The organism is Mycobacterium sp. NGS17, assembly GCF_059813205.1.
In genome coordinates this window covers 389,138-407,094 of sequence record NZ_JCALED010000001.1, presented here as the reverse complement: position 1 = coordinate 407,094, position 17,957 = coordinate 389,138, and the positions used below count along the sequence as shown (strand labels likewise).

The window sequence follows — 17,957 nt, the reverse complement described above, 5'->3', positions numbered from 1 at the left end:
TAAGCGAAGGATGAGAATGGTATTACCGTCAAGCTGCCCCGCCCCGACCACCGCCGAACGCATCCGCAGCGCCTGCGTCCGCGCCAGCGGCGCGCTGCTTGCCATCGAGCATGCCGACCCGGTCGCCACCCCGGTGCATCACCTGATGGCCGACGGGTCCGTTGCGCTGGCGGTTCCGGTCGAACGGGAACGCGAGCTCACGCGTCCCATTTCGGGATCCCCAGCGCTGCTGGAGCTGACCGACTACGCGCCGCTCCCCCTGCGCGAACCGGTCCGTTCGCTGGTCTGGGTGCGCGGGCACCTCCAGGAGGTGCACCCGGCCGAGATCGTCGACACGCTCGACCTGATCGCCGCCGAATGCCCTGATCCGGCCCTGCTGGGCGTCGAAACCCCGCGATGCGCTCCCGCCCACGGCAACGAGCCGCGCTACACGCTGTTGCGGCTCGAGATCGCCTCGGTGGTCGTCACCGATGCCACCGGCGCGGAGCCGGTCAGCGTGGCCGACCTGCTCGGCGCGCGGCCCGACCCGTTCTGCGCGCTCGAGTCGAACCTGCTGTGGCATTTGGACACCGCCCACAGCGACATCCTGGCGCGGCTGGTGTCCAGGCTCCCGGCGCCGCTGCGCCGCGGGCACGTGCGGCCCCTCGGACTGGACCGCTACGGCGTCCGGTTCCGCGTCGAGGGCGACGACCGCGATCACGACGTCCGGCTGCCGTTCCACAAACCGGTCGACGACATGACCGGCCTGAGCCAGGCCATCCGGGTGCTGATGGGATGCCCGTTCATCAACGGTCTTCGCGCGCGCGGTTAGCCGAAGCCGCGGCGTACCAACGCGGCGGGGGCCCGGGCACGTAGGTTAACCGGGTGAACGGCGACCGATCACCGCAGCGGCGGCGGCCCGCAGGGTCGAGCCCGCCCCCGCGACCGCGCCCCGGGCAACCGGGCGCCGAACCGCCGCAGGTGATCCGCCGTCCGGACACGCCGCCGCCGTCGCCGAACGAAAAGACCCAGCCGCTGCATCGACGGACGACGCCACCCCCTCCTGCGGCCGCTTCGCCGGCGCCGCGGGTCGCGCCGCCCCGACCGCAAGCGCCGAGCCGCAAGCCGGGCAAGCTCCGCTGGGTTCGCAGGATGGCGGCGGCCCTGCTGGTCGGCGTGTTGCTGATCGGTGCGGGCATCACCGCCGGGGCCGTCTGGTTCGACTACAAACTGCACCGCGAGCGGGTGTTCGACGACTATCCCGGCCGCCCCGCGGCCGGCCGCGGCACCAACTGGCTGATCGTCGGGTCGGACAGCCGTCAGGGGCTCAGCGCCGAGCAGCAACAGGACCTGGCCACGGGCGGCGACATCGGTAACGGCCGTACCGACACGATCCTGCTGGTTCACCTGCCCAGTCTCGGATCCGCCGCGCCGACGACCATGGTGTCCATCCCGCGCGACTCCTACGTGCCCATCCCGGGCCTCGGCAAGGACAAGATCAACGCCGCGTTCGCGACGGGCGGTGCGCAGTTGCTGATTCAGACGGTGGAGCGGGCCACCGGGCTGCGCCTCGATCATTACGCCGAGATAGGTTTCGGCGGGTTCGCCGCGCTCGTGGACGCGCTCGGCGGGGTGACCGTATGCCCGAAGGCGCCGGTCGACGACCCCTTGGCCGGCATCGCCTTGCCGGCCGGCTGCCAGACCCTGACCGGTCGCAACGCCCTCGGGTACGTCAGATCGCGCGACACCCCGCGCGCCGACCTGGACCGAATGGTCAATCAACGGCAGTTCGTTACGGCGCTGCTGCATCGCGCCGCCAGCCCTGCGGTGTGGCTCAATCCGTGGCGCTGGTACGCGGTGACTCGCGCAGCCGCCGACGCCCTGACCGTCGACCAGTTCGACCACGTCTGGGACCTGGCCCGGCTCGGCTGGGCACTACACGGGACGCCCACCGCGATGACGGTCCCGATCGGGGATTTCACCAGCGGCGGCGCCGGCTCAGTCGTGGTGTGGAACCACGACGAGGCGGCCAGGTTGTTCCAGGCGTTGGCGTCCGACGCGCCGGTGCCTGCCGCATCGGGCGAGCAACAGTAGCGGTCGGTCTAACCGCCGCCCTCGCCCGCGCGGTTGCCCCGCAGCCACGCCTTGGTGCGCCCCGGGTGGTGCGTGGCCAGCCACGCCACCCCGACGTCGCGGCAGAAATCGATGTCCTCGTAGTCGTCGACGTTCCAGCAGTAGACCGCCCTGCCCTGGGCGATCGCGCGGTCGGCGAGCTGGGGATAGTCCTTCAGCGTCGTCAGCGAAGGCCCGACGGCGGTGGCGCCGACGGCGGTGGCCGCGCCGCTGGTCAGATAGCGCGCGGTCTTGCCGAGCAGCACCGTCGGCAGCAGCGGCGCGGCCCGCCGGATCCGCCAGACCGCGGACGCCGAGAACGACATCACCACCGCGCGGGACCGGTCTGCCGATGCGGGTGCGGCGATGCCGAAACGGTGCAGCGCCGCGAGCAGCTTGGTCTCCACCAACGAGCCATACCGGACCGGGTGTTTGGTTTCGATGAACAGCTTCACCGGCCGACGCCAATCCAGCACGAGCGAAACCAGCGCGTCCAGCGTCAACAAACTCGTGTCTCCGTGCGTGCCGTCTTCGCGCCAGCTGTCGTGCCACGCCCCGTACTCGAGCTCGCGCAGCTCGGCGAGCGTCATCGTGCTGACCAAACCCGCCCCGGTCGAGGTCCGGTCCAGCCGGCGGTCGTGCACACACACCAGATGTCCGTCACGCGTCAGTCGCACGTCGCATTCGACGCCGTCGGCGCCCTCTTTGAGTGCGAGATCGTAGGCGGCCAGTGTGTGTTCGGGCCGCGCGGCCGAGGCGCCGCGGTGGGCGACGACATAGGGGTGCGCGGCGAGCACCTCGTCGGCCCACGTCATACCCCTATGCTGCCGGTTCCTGCCCCTTCAACTCAACCGGATCGGTCGACGCCGGCGCGGCGGGCCGGTCGTCGGGAACCGCGACCCAGCGATGCGCGGGCCGCGCGACGGGTTTGCGCTGGAATCCCTCGAAGACGCGGGTGGCGGCAGCCAGCGTCGCGGCCGCGAAGAGGTACGCGAAGACCATCAGAACGGTGTTGTTGGCGATGCCCTGCGCGTCGGTGGCGAAGCTGGTCGCGATGGCCGCGATGGACACGGCGTAGCTGCACACCCACGCGCCCCACCACTGAAGGATGGCCTTGCGCAGGTGGGCGTAATGCTCTTCGAGTAGCGCCAGCTCGATCACGTACACCGGGGCCCACAGCAGGTTGGCCAGCGGCACGACGCAGCCCGCCCACAGCGCCCGTGGCGAGCGTTGTTCAGGCAACCCGTGATGGGCGAAAACGGCGGCGCGGCGGGCGATCATCCAACGGATCAGCTGCACGCCCGAGGCGATCACCGCCGCACCCGCGCCAACGCTGGCGAGCACGCCGAGCCAGTCCGCTCCGATCGCGACCCATGAGTTCAGCAACGTGTTCCGGTTGATCACCAGCAGCACGTACCGCACCACGTAGACCAGGGCGGCGATGCTGAGCACCAGAACGCTGACGAAGGAGGTGGTGCGGACGATCTGCGCGGGCGGGCCGGCCTGCGCGGGTGCTGCCGCGGCGGCGGCCGTCTGCTCGACGCGGTCGGTCAATCCCCAGCGCGGTATGACGGCGTAGCGAGGCGTGGGGCCGAGTGGACGGCGGCCGCGGCGGGTCGGCGGCGCTGCCCCGGGCCGCACCGCTATCCAGCGGTAGCCGGGCGGCAGCCGCGGCGGCGTGCGCTGCCACCTCGGCGCCGCCGGCGGGCGCGCCTGCGTCGGTGCGCCGGGCGCACTCCACCGCGGGTCGGCAGGGGGGCCATCCTGCGTGGGCGCCATCAGGGCCCCACGGCAGCGGGGACACCATTCGCGTTGTCGATCGCGCACGTTCCAGCGCGTGCCGCACTGGGAGCACACCTGGATCACCGGACCAGACTAACGCCGTCCCGACGCGGGCCGAGGGACCGCGGGCCGCGGCCCGTGCGCGACGTCCGTAGGAGCCAACTCGGCAACCGACCCACCCGCCGAAGACTATCCACAGTTTCCACAGGTTTATCCACACCCCCGAAGTGGGTACAGAAAGCATCGCTACAGCCTCTGGCGGCAGACCGTATTGTCTCTGTGGATAACAAGCCCGGCTTTCACCCACGTCCCGACGGCCCCCAGCCCGGTCGCTGAGCGAAATAACTTGCCTTGCTAAGCAATGGCACGGCCGTACCAGCCGCCGATCCGTGTCCCCCGGATGCCCTGCGGTTATCGCCAACGCAGAGCTCAGTGCATCATTTCTCAAGCTCGCTATGAAGCGCTATGATCGCGTTCGCGAAATGTATTTGTGACTCACCTCACTGAGACGGGGTGACTGGGGTGGAAGGCGACTGATGGCCACGCATTCGTTCGGTCCGGCTGCACCGGACCCGTCGAAGTCGTACTGCGGTTCGGCGGCGTGGAATCACAGCTACAGCATCGCCGCACTGCGCGCCGGGTTGATCGCCCTGGCGTTGCTCGCCGTGCTCGTGATCATCGTCTTGTCTTGAATTTCCGCCGAGCGGGTATCCGCGTCTCGGCTCACAAGCGTCGTTCTTGCGGAGCGCGCGGCCATGGAGCAGGGTTGATAACGGCTGGCCGCCGTGAGGCGGTCCCGCGCGACTGAGCGTCAAGACGACAACCGAAGAAAGGAACGCCGTGGCTGAATACACCCTGCCCGACTTGGACTGGGACTATGCAGCGTTGGAACCGCACATCTCGGGGCAGATCAACGAGATCCACCACAGTAAGCACCACGCCACTTACGTCAAAGGTGTGAACGACGCTCTGTCCAAGCTCGAAGAGGCCCGCGCCAATGAGGACCATGCTGCGATCTTCCTGAACGAAAAGAACCTCGCTTTCCACTTGGGCGGTCACGTCAACCACTCGATCTGGTGGAAGAACCTGTCGCCGGACGGCGGCGACAAGCCGACTGGCGAATTGGCCGCCGCGATCGACGACGCGTTCGGATCCTTCGACCGCTTCCGCGCGCAGTTCAGCGCCGCCGCCAACGGCCTGCAGGGGTCGGGCTGGGCGGTCCTGGGCTATGACACCCTCGGCAAGCGGCTGCTGACCTTCCAGCTGTACGACCAGCAGGCCAACGTTCCGCTGGGCATCATCCCCTTGCTGCAGGTCGACATGTGGGAGCACGCCTTCTACCTGCAGTACAAGAATGTCAAGGCGGATTACGTGAAAGCCTTCTGGAACGTCGTCAACTGGGCGGACGTGCAGAAGCGCTACGCGGCTGCGACGTCGCAAACGCAGGGCCTGATTTTCGGCTGAGTTTCATCTCCATCGGCGGGGGCGTCGCGCGATAGGCGCGGCGTCCCCGTCGTTTTCTGACCATTGATCGACTGCCGAAAGCGCGCGTGCGCCGCAGACCGTGTCGTGTTGCACCGCGCCTAAACCGCAGGCATGCTTAATTATTCGGGCTTACCAGTGTGGTTATTCCAAGCGGAGGCGTCGCGCGGAGGTCGAAATGGAAACTGGGTCGGACGGACCTATCGGGATTTCCCCGTTCCATTCCCGCGGGGCCTTGAAAGGGTTCGTGATCTCCGGGCGCTGGCCCGACTCGACCAAAGAATGGGCCCAGCTGCTCATGGTCGCGGTCAGAGTCGCGTCTTTGCCCGGATTGCTTTCCACCACAACGGTCTTCGGAGCCCGTGAGGAATTGCCGGACGAGCCCGAGCCCGGCACGGTTGGGCTGGTGCTGGCCGAGGGCACGGTATTCGGTGAATCCGCTATCCAGCCGGGCTATTTCGCAGATCATCAGCCGCCGGCCCTGCTGATGCTGCACCCGCCCTCGGAAACGACGCCGTCGCTGCCCGAATGCACCGGGGCGGCCTCGGGGTGCGTATTGCTGCCCGGGTTGCCATATCTGGGACTCGAGCATCGGGCGGCCTGGGTGGAGGCGGAAGCGGACGGCACCATCACCTCGATGGTGAGCCGGGTCGGCGTCGACCCGATCACCCACCCCGATACGGCAATACTGGCAATGCTGCTCGCCGCATAGCGAAATGCCCGGGAACAGTTCGGGTCTCGAATACGGGAAATATGGCCGGCCGAACTCCGCTATCCCGCTGGCGGACGCCGAGCGGCCCCTTTAGCCTGGGATCGTTAGCGAAGGGGAGTAGCCCCCAATCGTCGAGTCGACATACTGGCGCACAGCCCGGCCGGCGAACCGGTTCACCCGGTGGGCGAGACCTTCGACCGGAGTTCGACGACTTGTCGTCGACGACGTGTCGAAAGGTCGTCCGCCATGCTCGCCGCCACGCTGTTGACGCTCGGCGTGGTGTTCGTCGCCGAGCTCGGCGACAGGTCCCAGCTGATCACCATGACCTACGCCCTGCGCTACCGGTGGTGGGTGGTGCTGAGCGGGGTGGCGCTCGCCGCTTTCACAGTGCACGGAGTGTCGGTGACCGTCGGCCACTTCCTGGGCGCTGCCCTGCCGGCGCGGCCGCTCGCCTTCGTGTCGGCGTTCGCGTTCGTCGCGTTCGCGGTATGGGCTTGGCGTGAGGGCGCGGCGACCGACGAGGCGGTGTCGCAGCAGCGCGAACCGCGATTCGCCTTCCTGACCGTGGTGTCGTCGTTCGCGCTCGCGGAGGTGAGCGACAAGACCGTGTTGGCGACCGTGACGTTGGCCAGCGATCACGACTGGATAGGGGTGTGGCTCGGTTCGACGGTGGGCATGGTGCTGGCCGACGGATTGGCGATCGCAGCGGGACGGTTGCTGCACCGGCGCCTGCCGGAGAAACTGCTGCACGCAGTGGCCGGCCTGCTATTCCTCGCCTTCGGGCTGTGGATGCTGTTCGACAGCGCGCTGGGCTGGCGCTGGGTGGCCGTCGCCGCGACCATCGCCGTGGCGGTCATCGCGGCCGTAATCGCGGTCGCGCAAACGCTGCGGCGCCGCCGAACCGTTGCGGCAATCGGCGCGGGACGGCCCGGTACCGGCTAAGTTAACGACGCCTCGCCCACCGACGTCCGGGTGCCGTCTCCCGGGGACGGAAGCGCGTTTTCGTACTCGGCAGCAAAGGGCGTGCCGAATCGCCCCAGGTTGCTGATTCGTTGCGGAGCGATCGCCCAGCACCGCGCGACATATTATCGCACCCGTCAGCGGGGCATTCGCCCGCCACGTCGCGACGACCGCCGAATTCTGCGGATAACCTGTGAGTTCCATAGATTTAGTGGACACCCCAGCGAATCAGTTAGACGCTCGTCAAGTGAGGAATTGGTAGCCGCCAGCTATGCCGGGCGGCGTTCCCCGGGGGTTTGCACCTGGTTAGGGTTACCAAGCCTCGCTACCATGGTCAGCAAATACACCTAGGTAATAGTTCACTTCTACAGCCAAGTGGAGGTCATATCGATGAGCACGACGTTCGCTGCTCGCCTGAACCGCCTGTTCGACACGGTGTATCCGCCCGGACGCGGGCCGCACACCTCTGCCGAAGTGATCGCGGCGCTCAAGGCGGAGGGCATCACGATGTCGGCTCCCTACCTCTCTCAGCTGCGTTCCGGTAACCGCACCAACCCGTCGACGGCGACCATGGCCGCTCTGGCCAACTTCTTCCGGATCAAGTCGGCCTACTTCACCGACGACGAGTACTACGAGAAGCTCGACAAGGAGTTGTCGTGGTTGGCCACGACGCGCGACGACAATGTGCGGCGCATCGCGGTGCGCACGGCCGAGCTTTCCCCCGAGGCGCAGCGTGAGGTCATGGAGCGCGTCAGCGAGCTACGCCGGGCCGAGCACCTGGACGCCTGACGTCCGCGCTGGCCGCCGGTTGTAGGGTCCGCCCTGGGGGGTTGCCGCCCGCCGATTCCGATTAGGGTTGGCTCAGCGGATCGCGTAAACGCGAGAGCTAATCCACGAGATAACCGGGAGGCGGCCGGGAATGGGCCTGTTCGGCAAGCGAAAGAGTCGCGCGACGCGTCGCGCTGAAGCCCGCGCGATCAAGGCCCGCGCGAAGCTCGAGGCCAAGCTGGCGGCCAAGAACGAGGTTCGCCGCGTCAAATCCGCGCAGCGGGCGGAGGCCAAGGCGCTGCGCGCGCAGCTCAAGGCGCAACGCGACACCGACCGCAATGCACTGAAAGTCGCCGAGGCCGAACTCAAAGCCGTGCGGGAGGGCAAGATCTTCTCACCCACCCGAATCCGCCGGGTGCTGACGGTAGCTCGGCTGCTCGCACCGATCCTCACCCCCTTGATCTACCGGGCGGCCGTCGCGGTCCGCGCGCAGATCGATCAGCGCCGCGCGGATCAGCTCGGCATTCCCTTGGCCCAGATCGGCCAGTTCTCCGGTCACGGCGCCCAGCTGTCGGCCCGCATCGCGGGCGCGGAGAAGTCGCTGCGGATGGTGCAGGACAAGAAGCCCAAGGATGCCGAGACCAAGCAGTTCGTGTCCGCGATCGGCGAGCGGCTCACCGATCTGTCGGCGGCGATCACCGCCGCGGAGAACATGCCCGCCGCGCGCCGCCGCGCGGCCCACTCCGCCATCTCGTCGCAGCTGGACGGGATCGAGGCGGACCTGATGGCCCGCCTCGGGTTGAGCTGACCACCCGCACGGAACGCAGCACCTTGATGTCAACGCGCAGCAGGTGGATCTCGCGCAGCCTGATCGCGACCCTCTCGGCCGTCGCGCTCTATCTCGGAACGGCGGCCCAAACCCCCGCCGCCTGGGCGCACGTGCACGCCAGCAGCGACAACGCGGTACGCGGGGCCACGGCGATCGTCACGTTCCAGGTGCCCAACGAATCGAACACCGGGGCGCTCACCACCGCGCTGACCGTCACGCTTCCCAACGTCGCATCGGCGCGCACCGAAAGCCAGCCCGGCTGGACGGCCAAGCTCGACCGGGACGCCGCGTCGGGCACTGTGCGTTCGGTGACGTGGACGGCCAACCTCACCGGCGGGATCGGGCCAGATCAATTCGGGCTGTTCCGGTTGTCGGTGAAGCTGCCCGACACCGATACCGTCAGCTTCCCCGCCACGCAGACCTACGCCGACGGAACCGTCGTGAAGTGGGACCAGCCACCGCTGCCCGACGGGGGCGAGCCGGAGCACCCGGTGCCCACGATCAGCCTCGCCACGGCCCCGGCGGGTGCACATCAACACCACGGGTCGTCCAGCCCCGCGCCCACCGCGGCGCGGTCGACCGCGGCCGACAACACCGCCCGGCTGCTGGGGGGCGTGGCTCTGGTGGTCGCGGCCGCAAGCGTCGCGGTCGCACTGATCCGCCGCCGGGCATGAGGCGCCTGGCGGTTAATGCGTGCGTCGGCGTCATGTTCGTGATCGCCGCGCTGACCGCGCCGGCCGCGTCGGCTCACGCCGCCCGCATATCCACCGATCCCGCGGCCGATGCGGCGCTGACGGCCGCTCCGCAGCGGGTGAGCGCCACCTTCAACGAGCAGTTGCAGACCACGTTCGCCGCCATGACGGTGGTCGGGCCCGACGGCAACGTGTGGTCCGAGGGCGAGCCCGCCGTGCAGGGCGCGGTGGTCGGCATTGCCCTGCGCGCGCTCGGGCCGGCCGGGACGTACACGGTGAACTACCGCGTCACGTCCGCCGACGGCCACGTGGTGTCCGGGTCGTGGTCGTTTAGGCTCACCGTGCCCGGGACCGGCACGCCGGGGCCCCCCGTGGCGGGTCCGGACGGCGGCGGCGCGCTCCCGGTCTGGCCGTTCGTGGCGGTCGCGGTGGCGCTCGTCGCCGGCGGCGCGTTGTGGGCGGCGCGGGGCCGACGGTAACAGCGGTGCCCGGCCACCGGCGACCGAGGTGCCCCGAGGCGTCCTGGCATGATGGGACCTTGAACCCGGCGAGCGAGGGCAACGACGACAGAGGAAGCTCAAGGAGCGGCCGCATGGCAGACCCGCAGGACCCAATCAACAGCGCACCCGACGGCGCCGGCACCCCGCCGGAGAAGAAGCCGCCCGCCGAGGCGGCGAAAAAGGCCGCCAAAGCACCCGCCAAGAAAGCACCTGCGAAAAAGGCGCCCGCCAAGAAGGCGCCGGCCAAGAAAGCACCCGCCAAGAAGGTGCCGGCAAAGAAGGCCGAACCCGCGCCCCCGGAACCCCCCGGGCGGCCGGCCGAGCAGCCGGTCGACGTGCAGCAGCGCGCGGAAAGCAATGGCGACCTGACCGCCGCGGCCAAAGATGCTGCCGCACAGGCGAAGTCCACGGTGGAGGCCGCAAACAACCCGGTCTCTCCCGCGGTCGCGGGCCCGGCGGCGGGTCAGTCTCCGGTGCCGCTCCTCGTGGCCCTGGCGGTGAGCCTGCTGGCCCTCCTGCTCATCCGCCAGCTGCGCCGCCGCTGAGCCCCAACGTGTCAGAAGTGACGGTGCCTTTCCGGCCGACGGCCGATCTCGTCGACAGCATCGGGGCCGACGTCCGCAGTTGCGACGTGCAATTCCGCCAGTTGGGGGGGCGGGCCGAATTCGCCGGGCCGATCCACACCGTGCGGTGCTTTCAGGACAACGCGCTGCTGAAATCGGTGCTCTCGGAGCCGGGCGGCGGTGGCGTCCTGGTCATCGACGGCGACGGCTCCCTGCACACCGCGCTGGTCGGCGACGTCATCGCCGAGCTGGCCCGCTCCAACGGCTGGGCCGGGCTGATCGTCAACGGCGCGGTGCGCGACTCGGCCACGTTGCGGGGCATGGACATCGGCATCAAGGCGTTGGGCACCAATCCCCGCAAGAGCACCAAGACCGGCGCCGGCGAGCGTGACGTCGAGGTGACCCTGGGCGGGGTGACGTTCGTGCCGGGCGAGATCGCCTACAGCGACGACGACGGGATCGTCGTCGTCGCGGCAGGACAGTGACCGCTAAACCGCCACCGGGGCCGGCTTTTTCGCGAACTTCAAGCCTTCGTCGTCGACCTTGCCGCGCCGGATCGTGCGCATGTCGACGAAGTAGTTCTGCTTGAGCCGCCACGGCGCCCGCGACCCCGACTTGGGCAACAGGTGCATCGAGCGCCGGAAGTAGCCGGGCGTGAAGTCCATGAACGGCAGCTCGTCGACGGCGTTGCCCGGATGCTGGGGCTCCACGAAGTCAAAACCCTTGGCGTCCATGTAGTTCAGCAACCGGCAGACGAATTCGGAGACCAGGTCGGCCTTCAGCGTCCAGGACGCATTCGTGTATCCGAACGTGATGGCGAAGTTCGGCACGCCGGAGAACATCAGGCCCTTGTAGGTCATCAGCGACGTCAGGTCGATGTCCTCGCCGTTACGGGTCGGCTTCACCCCGCCCAGCAACTGCATGTTCAATCCCGTTGCGGTGACGATGATGTCGGCCGCCAACTCCTCACCCGAGGCGAGCTTGATACCGGTCTTGGTGAACCGGTCGATGGTGTCGGTGACGACGTCGGCCTTACCGTGCCGGATGGTCCGGAAGAAGTCGCCGTCAGGCGCCAGGCACAGCCGCTCGTCCCAGACGTTGTAGCGCGGGCCGAAGTGCTTTTCGACGTCGTAGCCCTTCGGTAGGCGCCGCTGCGCCATGGTCATCAACGTCTTGCGCATGTAGCCGGGGGCCTTGCGGGACAGCTGATACTGAAAGGTGCTGAACGCGATGGCCTTCCACCGATTGGCCATGTGTGCGAGGTGGTCGGGCAGCAGCCGGTTGGCCTTGACGGCGAACGGATCGACCCCGGGCAGCGAGCCGATGTAGGTCGGCGAACGCTGCAGCATCGTCACGTGCCCGGCACCCGAATTGACCAGGGCGGGAATCAGGGTGATCGCGGTGGCGCCGGACCCGATGACGACGACCCGCTTGCCCGCATAGTCGAGGTCCTCCGGCCAGTGCTGCGGGTGGACGATGGTGCCCCCGAAGTCGTCCGAGCCGGGGAAGGTGGGCGAATATCCCTCGTCGTAGTTGTAGTAGCCGGTGCAGGCGAACAGGAACGAGCACGTGATCTCGCTCTGGTGGCCGTCGTGTTCGACCGTCACGGTCCAGCGGTTGTCGGTGTCCGACCAGTCCGCGGCCACCACCCGGTGGCGGTAGCGGATGTTCTGCTCGATCCGGTTCTCGACCGCGGCCTCTTTGATGTAGGCCTTGATCGAGGCGCCGTCGGCGATCGACTTCGCCGAGCGCCAGGGCTTGAACCGGAAGCCCAGGGTGAACATGTCGGAGTCCGACCGGATGCCCGGGTATTTGAACAGGTCCCACGTCCCGCCCAGGTCGGCGCGCCGTTCGAGGATGGCGTAGCTCTTTGTCGGGCAGCGTTCCTGCAGGTGCCAGGCCGCGCTCACGCCGGAGATTCCGGCGCCCACGATGAGGACGTCTAGGTGCTCAGTCATGAGGCCCACGTTATCAACACCGTGTTGAGACAGTCAACACTGTGTCGAAATTTTCAACACCGTGTAAAGTAGCGCCCGTGACTACCGTCGGTTCCGCCCGCACCCACCGAGGCAGGCGTTCGGCGCGCCCGTCTGGCGACGACCGTGAACTGGCCATCCTGTCTACCGCCGAGCGGCTGCTCAGGGAACGCCCGCTCGCCGACATCTCAGTCGACGACCTGGCCAAGGGCGCAGGACTGTCGCGGCCGACGTTCTACTTCTATTTCCCGTCCAAGGACGCGGTGCTGTTCACCCTGTTCGAGCGCGTGATCATGGAAGCCGACTCCGCGCTGGAGACCATGGTCGCCAATCCGCCCGCCGACTTGAAAGCGTTGTGGCGCATCGGGATCAATGTGTTCGTCGAGACGTTCGGGGCGCATCGGGCGGTGTCGCTGGCCGCCGACGCCGCGCGCACCAATAAGGACGTCGGCGAGCTGTGGTCGCGCTTCATGGAGAAATGGGTCGAGCACACCACCACCGTGATCGAAGCCGAACGCGCCCGCGGCGCCGCGCCGGTCACCCTGCCGGCCCGCAATCTCTCCGCGGCACTGAACCTGCTCAACGAAAAGGTGATGCTCAGCTCGTTCGCCGACGGGCGGCCGTCGGTGCCCGACGAGCAACTGCTCGACACGCTGGTGCACGTCTGGGTCAGCAGCGTCTACGGCAAGGCCTGCTGACCAGCACCTGTCGGGACCCTATGCGAACATGTGTTCGTGTGGAGTGACGCTTCCATCCTGCACGCGGACCTCGATTCGTTCTACGCGTCCGTCGAACAGCGCGACGACCCCACCCTGCGCGGCCGCCCGGTGATCGTGGGCGGCGGTGTGGTGCTGGCCGCGAGCTACGAGGCCAAGGCTTACGGCGTGCGCACGGCCATGGGCGGGTCGCAGGCGCGAAGGCTGTGCCCACACGCTGTGGTGGTGCCCCCACGGATGAGCGCGTATTCGCGCGCGAGTGACGCCGTCTTCGAGGTGTTCCGCGATTGCTCCCCGATCGTCGAGGCGCTGTCGGTGGACGAAGCGTTCCTCGACGTCGGCGGGCTGCGCCGGGTCAGCGGCACGCCGGTTGCCATCGCCGAGCGGCTGCGGGCCGACGTGCGCGACCGCGTCGGGCTGCCGATCACCGTCGGCGTCGCCCGCACGAAATTCCTCGCCAAGGTCGCCAGCCAGGAAGCCAAGCCCGACGGGCTACTGCTGGTGCCGCCCGATCAGGAGCTGACGTTCCTGCGGCCGCTGCCGGTGCGCCGGCTCTGGGGCGTCGGCGCGGTGACCGCCGAGAAGCTGCGCGCGCACGGCATCGTGACCGTCGCTGACGTCGCCGAGCTCAGCGAGTCCGCGCTGGGCTCGATGGTGGGCGGTGCGATGGGCCGCCAGCTGTACGCGCTGTCCCGCAATATCGACCGCCGCCGGGTGACCACCGGTGTGCGCCGTCGGTCCGTCGGCGCTCAGCGGGCGCTGGGACGCGCCGGAAACACCATGTCGGACAACGATATCGACGCGGTGGTGGTGAACCTTATCGACCGCATCACCGGCCGCATGCGGGCGGCGAGGCGTACCGGTCGCACCGTGGTCCTGCGGCTGCGCTTCGACGACTTCACGCGCGCGACCAGGTCACACACGTTGCCGTGGGCCACCTCGTCCACGGCGCCCCTCCTGGCGGCCGCACGCCAACTGGTCGCGGATGCCGCGCCGCTCATCGCTTCGCGCGGGCTGACGCTGGTCGGGTTCGCGGTGTCGGGCATCGACCGCAGCGGTGCCCAACAGCTGACGCTGCCGTTCGATGACGACAACAACCGACTCGCCATCGACGCGGCCATCGACAGCGTGCGGGATCGGTACGGCAAGTCCGCGCTGACGCCCGCGGTTTTGGTCGGCCGCGATCCGGGTACAGAAATCCCGCACCTTCCCGACTGATGTGTCGTCGGTTGTCTCGCTAGTTATTCGCTGCCACAAGACTTTTGGATGATGTGAGGTTGATTTGAATCAGCCTGGCGACACCGCTTGTGCGACGGCCCGATTGTTAGGCTGGCCAAAACCCGACCTCGAAAGTGAGCAACTGAATCCGATGCCGCCGCGCCAATCCCGCGACACCGGCCTGCCCCGCGAGGGTCTCCTACTCGGTTACAGCGCGTTACTCGCGTTGTCCGCCGGCTTCGTCAACGCCGTGGCGCTGCTGATTTTGGCGGTGCCCGTCGGTAATCTGACCGGGATCACCACCCAGCTGGGCATGAACACGGCCAACCCGTGGCTGTACGAGGGCCACGTGCTCGGCGCAATCTTTCTGGGCTTCTTGACGGGAGCGACCATAGCCGGGGCGATTCTCGCACCCACCGATGCTCTGGCGGGCCCACGCCACGCCACCGTGCTCTTCCTCGAGGCAGCCTTGCTCGCACTCGCCGCGGCCGGAACCGCCGAGACCGTGGTCAGTGCACAGATCGACGCCCTGGGCATCGAGCGAACCGCGGTGCAGGCGCTGTTCGCCGCCGCGGCGCTCGGCCTGCAAAACGGGTTGACATCGAGCTTTCGCGGAATGGCGATCCGCACCACGCACTTCACCGGCACCGTCACCGACCTCGGGCTGATCCTCGGTCGCGGCCGCCTACACGGAATCAAGAACTGGAAAACGGCGATACTGGCGACGACGCTCGTGTTGTTTCTCGCCGGCGGCGTGGCGGGGATCGTGTTCGGGGCCCGGTTGGGGGGTTACGCGTTGCTCATCCCGGCCGCGACCTGCGCGACAGTCGGCGCCGCCAACCTGCTGCAGGGCGCCGGCCGCAGCGGCGCACCCGTTCCCGAGCACGCCGAACCGGCGCGGGTCTGAGCGGCCGCCTCAATTCGCGCCGGTCCACTCCAGCAGCCGCTCGGCGGGCCAGGTGTTCACGATCCGGTCGACGGGAACACCGGCGTCCAGCGCGCGCTGGGCGCCGTAACCCAAGAAGTCCAGCTGGCCGGGCGCGTGGGCGTCGGTGTCGATGCTGAACACGCACCCGAGCTCCAGCGCCAGGTTCAGCAGCCGGGACGGCGGGTCGCGGCGCTCGGGCCGGGAGTTGATTTCGACCGCCGTGCCGTGGTCGCGGCATGCCGTGAACACCGCCTCCGCGTCGAACTTGGATTCCGGCCGGATGCCGCGATTGCCCGACACCAGCCGGCCGGTGCAGTGACCGAGCACGTCGGTGTGCGGGTTGGCCACCGCGCGCAGCATGCGCCGCGTCATCGCCGGGGCGTCCATCGACAGCTTGGAATGCACGCTCGCCACCACCACGTCGAGGCGCGCCAGCAGCTCGGGTTCCTGATCGAGGCTGCCGTCGTCAAGGATGTCGACCTCGATCCCGGTCAGGATGCGCATCGGCGCGAACTGCTCCTGTAAACCCTCGATGACATCGAGCTGCTTGCGTAACCGCTCCGGCGAGAGGCCGTTGGCGATGGTCAGCCTCGGCGAGTGGTCGGTCAGCGCGCAGTACTCGTGGCCCAGCGCCGCCGCGCTGGCCATCATCTCCTCGATCGGCGCCGAGCCGTCCGACCAGTTGGAATGCAGATGCAGATCACCGCGCAGCGCGGAGCGGATATCACCGCCACCGAGATCCTCGGCGCTGGAACGCAATTCGACCAACAGGTCCGGCTCGCGGCCGGACCACGCCTGGTCTATGACCTTGGCGGTCTTGGGGCCGATCCCAGGCAGCGTCTGCCAGCTGTTGGCCTGGCCGTGCCGTTCCCGGGTCGCTTCGTCGAGGGACTCGATGATGTCGGCCGCGTTGCGATAGGCCATCACCCGCCTGGGATCGTGCCGGCTCCGGTCCTTGAAGTAGGCGATCTGCCGTAACGCCGCTACCGGATCCATGACTCCAGTGTGCCCGCCCCGCTCACACGAGCTGGCCGGCGACGAATCCGGCGAGCAGCACGCCGAACCCGCCGATCTCCCCGGCGATCAGCGCCGCCATCGCCACCGCAACACTCCGATCGGCGTTTTCGAATTGGTTGACGGTGTCGCGCCGCGCTCCGTGGTAGATGTAGGCCAGGATCGCCGCCACGAAAAAGAAGACGACGACGCCGGCGGCCGTCAGGTTCACCCACACCGGCCAGGCGCTCAGCGCAACGAAGACGGCCAGCAGCAGCGTCGCGAACGAATACAGCAGCGCGGCCCGGTGCGCGATGTCGACGTACGGATGCGCAAGGTGGTTCTCCGACGTCATCATCTCGCGGTATTTCCAGACGCCCAGGATCAGCGCGAGCAGAAAGATCAGGCCCGCCGCCAGCAGGGTGATCTTGGTGTCTATTCCGAGGGAGCAACATGCAGCAGTCATCGCGCGCCTCAGTTTAGTTGCCCTTCATAAATACCGGCTAACGTCGTCGGCATGCGATTCGCTTTCAAGACTTCCCCGCAGAACACCACCTGGGCGCAGATGCTCGCCGTCTGGCAAGCGGCCGATGACATCGAGGTCTACGAGTCCGGCTGGACGTTCGACCACTTCTATCCGATCTTCTCCGACAGCAGCGGGCCCTGCCTGGAGGGCTGGACGACGCTGACCGCGCTCGCGCAGGCCACCAAGCGGCTGCGGGTGGGGACTTTGGTGACCGGGATCCACTACCGCCACCCGGCGGTGCTGGCCAACATGGCTGCCGCGCTGGACATCATTTCGAACGGGCGGCTCGAGCTGGGGATCGGTGCCGGCTGGAACGAAGAGGAGTCGGGCGCCTACGGCATCGAACTGGGCAGCATCAGGGAACGCTTCGACCGCTTCGAGGAGGCGTGCGAGGTGCTGACCAGCCTGCTCAGCCAGGAGACCACCGATTTCGACGGCAAGTTCTACCGGCTCAAGGGTGCTCGCAACGAGCCCAAGGGTCCGCAGCGGCCGCACCCGCCGATCTGCATCGGCGGCAGTGGGGAGAAGCGCACGCTGCGGATCACCGCCCGCTACGCCCAGCACTGGAACTTCGTGGGCGGGCCGCCCGACGTCTTCGCCCACAAGCGTGACGTCCTGGCCTCGCACTGTGCCGACATCGGCCGCGATCCCAAGGAGATCACGCTCTCGGCGCACCTGCGCCTGGAGCCGGACCTGGACTACGGGAAAGTCATCGAGGACGCGGCCGGGCTGGCCGCCGAAGGCTTGGATCTGGGCATCGTCTACCTTCCCCCGCCACACGACCCGGCCGTGCTGGAACCGCTCGCCGAGGCGATCCGCGACTCGGGCCTATGGGATCGGTGATGCCGTTTTCACGGGGCGTCATCGAACCGTCCGGCAAAATTCCGCCCGGCGCCCGCTGAGCAAACCCGGCCCGCGCCACCGCCGGCGTCGGCCGGGCCGTCACGCACCGAACAGCAGCAAGTCCTGAGCGGTCACCAGACGCTCATGCTTGGCCGGAAATTCACGACTTTTCACCGGGTGACGCAACCATGACCAGGCGATTCGCCCCATCCGTGTCCGAGGCAATGGGTGGATATGCACAAGAATCTCTCCTGCGATCGGTCCGTTCAACCGGGAAACGGTGTGACCCCCATGTGAGCGGGCTCACAACGGGTTATTACACACCTACCGTCTGGCAAACAGTGGGAGACTCGCCGAACGAACTCGGCCGTGTTTCTC

The 17,957-nt window shown here is 68.1% G+C and carries 22 protein-coding genes; 16 read left to right on the top strand and 6 right to left on the bottom strand.

What is annotated here, in order from left to right; all coding sequences use genetic code 11:
* The first annotated feature begins 16 nt into the window (after positions 1 to 16).
* Positions 17 to 811, top strand: coding sequence for a DUF2470 domain-containing protein (locus tag AC5Y7E_RS01965; protein ID WP_499917287.1), 795 nt, complete (start codon positions 17 to 19; stop codon positions 809 to 811).
* Positions 812 to 864: 53 nt separating this feature from the next.
* Positions 865 to 2,073: an LCP family protein gene (locus AC5Y7E_RS01960; protein WP_499917288.1), complete on the top strand. Its 1,209-nt coding sequence runs from the start codon at positions 865 to 867 to the stop codon at positions 2,071 to 2,073.
* Between the two features lie 8 nt (positions 2,074 to 2,081).
* Here the strand turns inward: AC5Y7E_RS01960 and AC5Y7E_RS01955 are convergent, their stop codons facing one another.
* Both AC5Y7E_RS01955 and AC5Y7E_RS01950 read right to left on the bottom strand, forming a co-directional pair.
* Positions 2,082 to 2,906: a glycerophosphodiester phosphodiesterase gene (locus AC5Y7E_RS01955; protein ID WP_499917289.1), complete on the bottom strand. Its 825-nt coding sequence runs from the start codon at positions 2,904 to 2,906 to the stop codon at positions 2,082 to 2,084.
* Between the two features lie 4 nt (positions 2,907 to 2,910).
* Positions 2,911 to 3,957: a DUF4328 domain-containing protein gene (locus AC5Y7E_RS01950; RefSeq protein WP_499947281.1), complete on the bottom strand. Its 1,047-nt coding sequence runs from the start codon at positions 3,955 to 3,957 to the stop codon at positions 2,911 to 2,913.
* Positions 3,958 to 4,409: 452 nt separating this feature from the next.
* On the opposite strand from AC5Y7E_RS01950, the gene AC5Y7E_RS01945 reads away from it, so the two are divergent.
* The 10 genes from AC5Y7E_RS01945 to rraA all read left to right on the top strand — a co-directional run bounded on the left by AC5Y7E_RS01945 (position 4,410) and on the right by rraA (position 10,864).
* Positions 4,410 to 4,565, top strand: coding sequence for a hypothetical protein (locus tag AC5Y7E_RS01945; RefSeq protein WP_197694716.1), 156 nt, complete (start codon positions 4,410 to 4,412; stop codon positions 4,563 to 4,565).
* A gap of 148 nt (positions 4,566 to 4,713) precedes the next feature.
* A complete protein-coding gene (locus AC5Y7E_RS01940; protein WP_499947280.1) occupies positions 4,714 to 5,337 on the top strand; it encodes a superoxide dismutase in 624 nt (207 codons plus the stop codon).
* Between the two features lie 196 nt (positions 5,338 to 5,533).
* Positions 5,534 to 6,067, top strand: coding sequence for a peptidase (locus AC5Y7E_RS01935; protein WP_499917292.1), 534 nt, complete (start codon positions 5,534 to 5,536; stop codon positions 6,065 to 6,067).
* A gap of 246 nt (positions 6,068 to 6,313) precedes the next feature.
* On the top strand, positions 6,314 to 7,009 hold the full coding sequence (locus AC5Y7E_RS01930; protein ID WP_499947279.1) for a TMEM165/GDT1 family protein: 696 nt from the start codon (positions 6,314 to 6,316) through the stop codon (positions 7,007 to 7,009).
* Between the two features lie 408 nt (positions 7,010 to 7,417).
* Positions 7,418 to 7,816, top strand: a complete 399-nt coding sequence (locus AC5Y7E_RS01925; protein ID WP_499917294.1) for a transcriptional regulator — start codon at positions 7,418 to 7,420, stop codon at positions 7,814 to 7,816.
* 130 nt (positions 7,817 to 7,946) lie between these two features.
* Positions 7,947 to 8,603 (top strand): DUF6474 family protein, encoded by a 657-nt coding sequence (locus tag AC5Y7E_RS01920; RefSeq protein WP_499947278.1) that lies wholly within the window; start codon positions 7,947 to 7,949, stop codon positions 8,601 to 8,603.
* 26 nt (positions 8,604 to 8,629) lie between these two features.
* The gene (locus AC5Y7E_RS01915) at positions 8,630 to 9,298 is read left to right on the top strand and encodes a YcnI family copper-binding membrane protein (protein WP_499947277.1); all 669 of its coding nucleotides are present in this window, start codon (positions 8,630 to 8,632) and stop codon (positions 9,296 to 9,298) included.
* Positions 9,295 to 9,795: a copper resistance CopC family protein gene (locus AC5Y7E_RS01910; RefSeq protein ID WP_499947276.1), complete on the top strand. Its 501-nt coding sequence runs from the start codon at positions 9,295 to 9,297 to the stop codon at positions 9,793 to 9,795. The genes AC5Y7E_RS01915 and AC5Y7E_RS01910 overlap by 4 nt, the downstream gene beginning before the upstream one ends.
* A gap of 113 nt (positions 9,796 to 9,908) precedes the next feature.
* Entirely contained in the window at positions 9,909 to 10,361 is a 453-nt protein-coding gene (locus tag AC5Y7E_RS01905) for an Rv3852 family protein (protein ID WP_499947275.1), read from the top strand.
* A gap of 17 nt (positions 10,362 to 10,378) precedes the next feature.
* Entirely contained in the window at positions 10,379 to 10,864 is a 486-nt protein-coding gene (rraA, locus tag AC5Y7E_RS01900; RefSeq protein ID WP_499917299.1) for a ribonuclease E activity regulator RraA, read from the top strand.
* 3 nt (positions 10,865 to 10,867) lie between these two features.
* On the opposite strand, the gene AC5Y7E_RS01895 is transcribed toward rraA, so the two are convergent.
* On the bottom strand, positions 10,868 to 12,337 hold the full coding sequence (locus AC5Y7E_RS01895; RefSeq protein ID WP_499947274.1) for a flavin-containing monooxygenase: 1,470 nt from the start codon (positions 12,335 to 12,337) through the stop codon (positions 10,868 to 10,870).
* A 77-nt stretch (positions 12,338 to 12,414) separates the two neighbouring features.
* Between AC5Y7E_RS01895 and AC5Y7E_RS01890 the strand changes: the two genes are divergently transcribed.
* The 3 genes from AC5Y7E_RS01890 (at position 12,415) to AC5Y7E_RS01880 (ending at position 15,196) form a co-directional block, all read left to right on the top strand.
* Positions 12,415 to 13,053 carry a TetR/AcrR family transcriptional regulator gene (locus tag AC5Y7E_RS01890; RefSeq protein WP_499947273.1) on the top strand — a complete coding sequence of 213 codons (639 nt, stop codon included), beginning with the start codon at positions 12,415 to 12,417 and terminating at the stop codon, positions 13,051 to 13,053.
* A 30-nt stretch (positions 13,054 to 13,083) separates the two neighbouring features.
* Positions 13,084 to 14,289 (top strand): DNA polymerase IV, encoded by a 1,206-nt coding sequence (dinB, locus tag AC5Y7E_RS01885; RefSeq protein ID WP_499947272.1) that lies wholly within the window; start codon positions 13,084 to 13,086, stop codon positions 14,287 to 14,289.
* A gap of 151 nt (positions 14,290 to 14,440) precedes the next feature.
* Complete coding sequence (locus AC5Y7E_RS01880; protein ID WP_499947271.1) at positions 14,441 to 15,196, top strand: YoaK family protein; 756 nt, start codon at positions 14,441 to 14,443, stop codon at positions 15,194 to 15,196.
* Between the two features lie 9 nt (positions 15,197 to 15,205).
* On the opposite strand, the gene AC5Y7E_RS01875 is transcribed toward AC5Y7E_RS01880, so the two are convergent.
* Positions 15,206 to 16,213, bottom strand: a complete 1,008-nt coding sequence (locus AC5Y7E_RS01875) for a PHP domain-containing protein (RefSeq protein ID WP_499947270.1) — start codon at positions 16,211 to 16,213, stop codon at positions 15,206 to 15,208.
* A gap of 22 nt (positions 16,214 to 16,235) precedes the next feature.
* The gene (locus tag AC5Y7E_RS01870) at positions 16,236 to 16,676 is read right to left on the bottom strand and encodes a hypothetical protein (protein WP_499917305.1); all 441 of its coding nucleotides are present in this window, start codon (positions 16,674 to 16,676) and stop codon (positions 16,236 to 16,238) included.
* A 51-nt stretch (positions 16,677 to 16,727) separates the two neighbouring features.
* On the opposite strand from AC5Y7E_RS01870, the gene AC5Y7E_RS01865 reads away from it, so the two are divergent.
* Positions 16,728 to 17,579 (top strand): LLM class F420-dependent oxidoreductase, encoded by an 852-nt coding sequence (locus tag AC5Y7E_RS01865; RefSeq protein ID WP_499917306.1) that lies wholly within the window; start codon positions 16,728 to 16,730, stop codon positions 17,577 to 17,579.
* A gap of 99 nt (positions 17,580 to 17,678) precedes the next feature.
* Here the strand turns inward: AC5Y7E_RS01865 and AC5Y7E_RS01860 are convergent, their stop codons facing one another.
* Positions 17,679 to 17,849: a hypothetical protein gene (locus tag AC5Y7E_RS01860; RefSeq protein ID WP_499917695.1), complete on the bottom strand. Its 171-nt coding sequence runs from the start codon at positions 17,847 to 17,849 to the stop codon at positions 17,679 to 17,681.
* Between the last annotated feature and the right edge of the window lie 108 nt (positions 17,850 to 17,957).